The 245-nt window shown below is 80.0% G+C and carries 1 protein-coding gene; it reads right to left on the reverse strand.

What is annotated here, in order from left to right:
* On the reverse strand, nt 1–245 hold a 245-nt coding region (locus APY03_RS43035; RefSeq protein ID WP_198161375.1), incomplete at both ends, for a hypothetical protein.

Raw genomic sequence — 245 nt, forward strand, 5'->3', positions numbered from 1 at the left:
CCGCCGCCGCCGCCGCCGCCTCCGCCGCCGCCTCCGCCTCCGCCTCCGCCTCCTCCGCCGGCTCCTCCCGCGCCACCGGCCCCGCCTGCGCTACCGGCCCCAGCTGCACCACCCGTGCCAGCGGTGCTACCGGCATCCCCAGCGCCGCCGGCACCTGCGGAACCCCCAGCAACAGCCGGCCCGCCTTCGCCGCCACCGGCTCCATCGGCTGCCCCCATCCAGGTGCCCACCTACCGCGCCGAAGT

Origin of the sequence: Variovorax sp. WDL1 (assembly GCF_001541225.1) — a bacterium.
GTDB lineage: Bacteria > Pseudomonadota > Gammaproteobacteria > Burkholderiales > Burkholderiaceae_C > Variovorax.